Genomic DNA, 5,570 nt, shown 5'->3' with positions numbered 1-5,570 from the left:
ACAAGAGAGGGTGATGTATATCGCGTTGTTTTCAATGGCGAGGAAATGCAGTTTCTTTGCTCAGATACACTTATCCTGCCTATCGTTAATGCGACAGTTGAAGAGTTCGCGCACTACCTATTGGGGCGTATGCTGGAAGCATCGGCTGGGGAGGCGATTGCAGAGCTCGACGTCTGTGTGGCTTCCGGTCCCGGACAAAAAGGCTGCGCCCAATGGTCGGCAATGGATGAGGCGATTGCCCGCAACTAAGGATTAAAACGTGGTTAATACTGTACAGATTAAGAAGGTTGGTGGTCCCGAGGTTCTCACTTTTGTCGATTGCGAGCTAGGCGAGCCTGGACCCGGTATGGCTCGAGTTGCAAATCGTGCTATCGGACTCAACTACATTGACACGTACCATCGAAGCGGCCTGTATCCATTGCCGCTTCCCACGGGGATTGGTCTTGAAGGCGCCGGTGTTGTTGAGGCCGTTGGTGAGGGTGTCGATCTATCCGTAGGAGACCGCGTTGCCTACTGCGCGGCGGGGTTCGGAGCTTACAGCGAGGCGGTTATTCTCCCTGCAGAGCGTCTCGTGCCGTTGCCCGAGGGCATAGATTTCGATACCGCCGCTGCGGTGCTTCTCAAGGGGGCGACGGTGGAGTATCTCCTTCAGCGAACTTTCCCCTTAGAGGCGGGGCAGCAGACACTGTTTCCTGCTGCTGCCGGAGGTGTGGGGCTGATCTTTGGTCAGTGGGCATCGGCGCTAGGCGCTGAAGTTATTGGCACCGTGAGCAGCGAGGCAAAGCGTGAGCTAGCTTTGGAGAACGGTTACGCCCACTGTTTTTTGAATGACGAACCTGGCCTGGTTGCCAAGGTGCGAGAGATTACGGACGAGAAAATGCTTCCGGTCGTCTACGATGGAGTGGGTGCAGCGACGTTTACGCAATCCCTCGACTGTCTGGCTCCCCGGGGCTTAATGGTCAGTTTTGGAAACGCCTCCGGTAGTCCTCCGCCGTTTGATTTGCAACAGCTCGCTGCGCGGGGGTCTCTGTTTATCACAAGACCTACTCTTATGAGCTACGTGGCGACCAAGGAAGAGATGCGCGACAGCGCCGCCGCCGTGTTCGATAGAGTACTGGATGGTCGGGTCAAGGTGACTATTGCGCAGCGCTATCCGCTGGCCGAAGTACAGCGAGCGCACGCAGAGTTGGAAGCTCGGCGCACGGTAGGGTCTTCGCTACTCATCCCCTGAATGCTGCCCCGGGCCGTCCCCGTGAGACTCTGCGATATCCGCCGCTGCGAGGAGTGATGCTTCTGTCTGAGGGCCGATGAGAACGGCACTTAAGACGCCCCGAGGGTCTATTACTAGCGTTGTGGGCAACACCTGCGGACGTTCGACGCCGTAGCGGGCTGCGGGGTCCTCATTCAGCGTGGGAAACTGCACATTCAGACTATCCAATTGCGCTTGAAGTTCTTCGCCCTGGGCTCCGTCGTAATTAACTCCCAGCACGCGAACGCCGTCGCGCTTGTGCAACAGATTGAGTTCAGGCACTTCCTGGATACAGGGTTTGCACCACTTTGCCCAATAGTTGACAAAGGTCCAGCTTCCCAAGGTGTCCAGGCTGGTCGGGTCCTGCGAACCCAGCTTATCGCAAGCACTAAGGCACATAAGCACAAGGAGTAAGGTGGCGCCTCGCAGCCATTGATTGCTTTTGTCGCTGATGGATTTCATGGGCTTATTGCTCAAATGCTTATTGCTCAAATAATGTGGCTAGGGGCATGTTCAAGTGCTCTCGAACACCCTGTTGCTGCTCCTTAAGGAGGGTGATTGTCTGCTGTTCCCAGGCGGGCATGGAATCGTGGGTTTCCATGGAAATTTCACCTTCAACGTCCAGCCATTGCTGCAGCTGCCATAGCGCTACGCTGTGAAGGTCTCTCGCCAGAAGATAGTGGCCGCGTTCGTTCTGCGCGATAACACGATACTTCAACAAGCAGTCGCGCAGTTTTTGCCAGCTCTCCGCATCTACCGCCAAATGTCGATCCTTCAAAAGATCGAGCTCTCTCAAGGGTAGGCCCTCAGCTTGCCGTCGGTAAAGCGTTTCCAAAACTTCCAATGCTTTGAGCACTAGAGGTCGTCGCGACTGCGCTTCGCTCTGATAGGCGGATAGGCTGTGCACCACAATTGCGGAAATCAGCACGATCATCCAGGAGATGTAAATCCACAGCAGAAATAGCGGCACGGCGGCAAATGCGCCGTAAATAAACGTGATGCTCGAGCCAGCCACTAACTTGGTGAAAAGCGCGCGAGCGATGTTGAAACTCGTCGCCGCAATAATCCCGCCGACCACCGCATGTTTAACAGGGACGCGGCAGTTAGGTACGGCCGCGTAAACCAGGGTAAAGCCGACAATCTGAAGGAAATAGGGAAGCATGCGAAGAAACAGGGCGCCGATCCCGATGATGTCCCATTCTTCGAGGCGACCGGCAAAGGAGGCAAGAAAGGTGCTGACACCCAGTCCCAGACCTATGGTCACCGGAGCGAGGGATAAGATTGCCCAGTAGAGAAGAAAGCTTGAAACGGGACCGCGATTACCTCGAGTGCGCCAAATTAAATTGAACGCTTGTTCGATGTTGCGCAGCATCAGAACGGCGGTGGCGATCAAAAAAGCGATACCAAAACCGGTGAGATTCTTTGCCTGCCTTGAGAAGTCAGAGACGTACTCTTCTATGCCTGCGGAAGTCTCGGGCACAAGATTGTCAAAGAGCAGCTCCTGAATGCTCGATTCGAGCCCCTGGAATGCGGGTACTGCGGAGGCCATGGTGTAGAACACCGTAAGTAGCGGGACGAGGGCGAACAGCGACATATAGGTGAGAGCCGCTGCGGTGTCACGACAGCGGTCCGTTTTGTAACGAGCGGCAAGATACCGCGCGCGACGCTGAAGCTTATAAAAAGTGTTCGGCAAGGAGTCCATGTGCTGATTATCGCAGAAAGCGGCCCGAGGACGCACGACAGGAGGCTGATGGGCACTTTGCTATACTGCGGGACTCTGTTTGTTCCCGGAAAGTCCTTATTTATGCAGCAATCTGCCTACGTTCTCGTCCTTTACTACAGCCGTCAGGGCAGCACTGAAGCTATGGCCCGCATGGTTGCGCGTGGGGTGAGCACCGTTACCGGTTTTGAGGCGCGACTGCGCACGGTTGCGCCTGTTTCCGCGGAGACAGAGCAGAGTGCCGATGGGGTGCCTGATGATGGCCCTCCCTATTGCAGTATCGACGACCTGCGACACTGTTCCGGGCTGGTGCTGGGTTCACCGACGCGTTTTGGGAACATGGCAGCCCCTCTGAAATACTTCATTGACCAAACCTCCGACCTTTGGCTCAGCGGTTCGATGATTGATAAGCCGGCGGCGGTGTTTACATCTACCTCCAGCTTGCACGGCGGGCAGGAGAGCACCTTGCTGTCGATGCAGTTACCGTTGCTTCATCACGGTATGTTGGTCTTGGGTTTGCCTTATAGCGAAGCCGGTTTGATGACGACAACTTCCGGGGGAACGCCTTACGGTGCGTCTCACTGGGCGGGTGCGGACGGTGGGCGAGCTATGGACGACACGGAGCTACAGCTCTGTCGTGCCCTTGGTCGACGCGTAGCGCAGACCTGTGCGCGTCTCGCATGAGTGACGAGGCGGTGAGTGTCGCTCCCAGAGGGTCATCGGTGTTGTGGATCTGGCTTGGCACTTGGTGTGGCTTTTTACTCCTGATAGTTACCCAGGCTTTGGACGCCTGGCAGCGCTCGGTTCCCTGGGTGCTGCTGTTTTTTTGGTTTGTTCCCTTGTTGATGTTACTTCCGGGAATGCTCCGCGATAGTCTCAGGGGATATACCTGGCTGGCCTTCGTGAGTCTTTTGTACTTCGTTTTTGCCATTTTGCGAATCTTTGCCGAGCCTGAGAGCTTTCGAGCCCAGGCAGAACTCAGTGCCGTTATATTACTTTTTGCCTGCTCAATGTTTTATGTGCGTCAACGCTCTAGAGAGCTGCAAGCGCGCACTGACACACAACAGAAAACCGAGGTTTAGATTCTCTTGATTAAGCGACTGTTTCTGGCACTTTGGCGTGGCCTCACCCTACTGCGCCTAGCCCTGGCGAACCTGGTTTTCATTCTTGTGTTGCTGGTGCTTTGGGTGACATTTACCGGCAAGCCGGAGTCCTTGCCGGAGCGAGCGGCGTTAGTGCTTGACCCCACGGGTCGGGTGGTAGATGAGCGGAGCCAGATAGAGGCGGCGAGTCTGATTTTTGAGCAGGAGCCCGCTAGTCGCGAAGCGCTGCTAGCTGATCTCATCGACAGCGTTGAGCTTGCCCGTACCGACGAGCGTATTACAGCGCTGGTGCTACAGCTGGGTGGCCTCGTCTCGATCGGGCAGAGTAAAACTACCGAGCTTGCCGAGGCGATTGCGCGTTTTCGGGAGAGTGGTAAACCGGTGGTGGCGATAGGTGACTATTACACGCAGGACCAATATCGGCTGGCTGTAGAAGCCGACACCTTACTGATGCACCCGTTTGGCGCAGTGGCACTCGAAGGCTTTAGTGTTTACACCAACTATTTCGCCGATGCGCTGGAGAAGCTGTCCATCACCATGCATGTGTTTCGAGCGGGGGAGTACAAGTCCATTGCGGAGCCCTTTCTTCGCAACGACATGTCACCGGGAGAACGCGGGATTACCCGTGAATGGCTTAATGATCTCTGGGAGGCCTATGTAGAATCCGTCGAGGAACGGCGCGGTTTGGAGTCCGGAGCCGTTGACGCGCTCCTGAATGATTACCCCGAGCGACTTCGTCTTGCCGGTGGAAACGCGGCGAGCCTGGCGTTGAATGCAGACCTTGTGGACGACTTGCTCGATCGTGCTCAGCAAAACCAGTATCTCAGCTCGCTGGTGGGCGCCAGGGACGAGGACGGTCGTTTTGCCGGAATTTCTTTTGCGCAGTATGTATCGCGTATGCGCCCAACCCTTGCCGCACCGGATCTTCCCAAGGTGGCGATTGTCACCGCTCAGGGCAATATGCTGCCTGGAGAGCAGCCTCCTGGAAGAATCGGCTCCGATACCTTGTCACGGCTTTTACGTAATACCGCGAAGCGTGAGGGCACCCGGGCCATTGTTCTGCGCGTGACTACGGGAGGGGGTAGCGTTTTTGCCTCCGAGATTATTCGCGCTGAATTAGAACGAATAAGGGATTCAGGGATGCCCGTGGTCGTGAGTATGGGCAGCATTGCCGCCTCCGGGGGGTATTACATTGCAACCGCTGCAGATCAGATATTCGCGACGCCCACGACAATTACCGGAAGCATTGGCGTGTTTGCCGCGTTTCCTACCGTTGAGCGCCTGCTTGCTAAAGGTGGTATCCAGACCGATGGCGTCGGTACCACCAAGTTAGCCGGCGCTCTGCGTCCAGACAGATCCCTGGATCCTGCTTTATCGGATGTCTTGCAGCAGTCCGTTGATGGCCTTTATGAACAGTTTTTGACCCTGGTGTCAGAGAGTCGTTCTATTGATAGGGAAACGCTCGATGGACTCGCGCAAGGCCGGGTCCTCAGCGCCA

The 5,570-nt window shown here is 55.9% G+C and carries 6 protein-coding genes and 1 pseudogene; 5 read left to right on the top strand and 2 right to left on the bottom strand.

Annotation, left to right across the window (positions count from 1 at the left end; all coding sequences use genetic code 11):
- Positions 1-249 (top strand): annotated as a pseudogene (locus ACTG39_RS14010) (6-pyruvoyl trahydropterin synthase family protein); the annotation flags it as partial.
- Between the two features lie 10 nt (positions 250-259).
- The gene (locus ACTG39_RS14005; protein ID WP_439108181.1) at positions 260-1,231 is read left to right on the top strand and encodes a quinone oxidoreductase family protein; all 972 of its coding nucleotides are present in this window, start codon (positions 260-262) and stop codon (positions 1,229-1,231) included.
- On the opposite strand, the gene ACTG39_RS14000 is transcribed toward ACTG39_RS14005, so the two are convergent.
- Positions 1,217-1,711, bottom strand: coding sequence for a TlpA family protein disulfide reductase (locus tag ACTG39_RS14000; protein WP_439108180.1), 495 nt, complete (start codon positions 1,709-1,711; stop codon positions 1,217-1,219). The genes ACTG39_RS14005 and ACTG39_RS14000 overlap by 15 nt on opposite strands.
- Positions 1,712-1,730: 19 nt before the next feature.
- A complete protein-coding gene (locus ACTG39_RS13995) occupies positions 1,731-2,951 on the bottom strand; it encodes a YihY family inner membrane protein (RefSeq protein WP_439108179.1) in 1,221 nt (406 codons plus the stop codon).
- 102 nt (positions 2,952-3,053) lie between these two features.
- On the opposite strand from ACTG39_RS13995, the gene wrbA reads away from it, so the two are divergent.
- From wrbA to sppA, 3 genes are all read left to right on the top strand, one after another.
- Positions 3,054-3,653, top strand: a complete 600-nt coding sequence (wrbA, locus tag ACTG39_RS13990) for an NAD(P)H:quinone oxidoreductase (RefSeq protein WP_439108182.1) — start codon at positions 3,054-3,056, stop codon at positions 3,651-3,653.
- Complete coding sequence (locus ACTG39_RS13985; RefSeq protein WP_439108178.1) at positions 3,650-4,051, top strand: DUF2069 domain-containing protein; 402 nt, start codon at positions 3,650-3,652, stop codon at positions 4,049-4,051. The genes wrbA and ACTG39_RS13985 overlap by 4 nt, the downstream gene beginning before the upstream one ends.
- 6 nt (positions 4,052-4,057) lie before the next feature.
- Positions 4,058-5,570: signal peptide peptidase SppA (gene sppA, locus ACTG39_RS13980; protein WP_439108177.1), on the top strand; the 1,513-nt coding region annotated here is incomplete at its 3' end.

This window comes from Congregibacter sp. (assembly GCF_965662665.1).
Classification (GTDB): Bacteria; Pseudomonadota; Gammaproteobacteria; order Pseudomonadales; family Halieaceae; genus Congregibacter.
Note: the sequence above shows the minus strand (reverse complement) of the source record. Positions and strands in the feature narration are given on the sequence as shown.

Excerpts from the sequence above, each read along its gene's own strand:
- ACTG39_RS13985 (WP_439108178.1), top strand. The coding sequence starts at position 3,650 with ATGAGTGACGAGGCGGTGAGTGTCGCTCCCAGAGGGTCATCGGTGTTG.
- wrbA (WP_439108182.1), top strand. The coding sequence starts at position 3,054 with ATGCAGCAATCTGCCTACGTTCTCGTCCTTTACTACAGCCGTCAGGGC.
- ACTG39_RS14000 (WP_439108180.1), bottom strand. The coding sequence starts at position 1,711 with ATGAAATCCATCAGCGACAAAAGCAATCAATGGCTGCGAGGCGCCACC.
- ACTG39_RS13995 (WP_439108179.1), bottom strand. The coding sequence starts at position 2,951 with ATGGACTCCTTGCCGAACACTTTTTATAAGCTTCAGCGTCGCGCGCGG.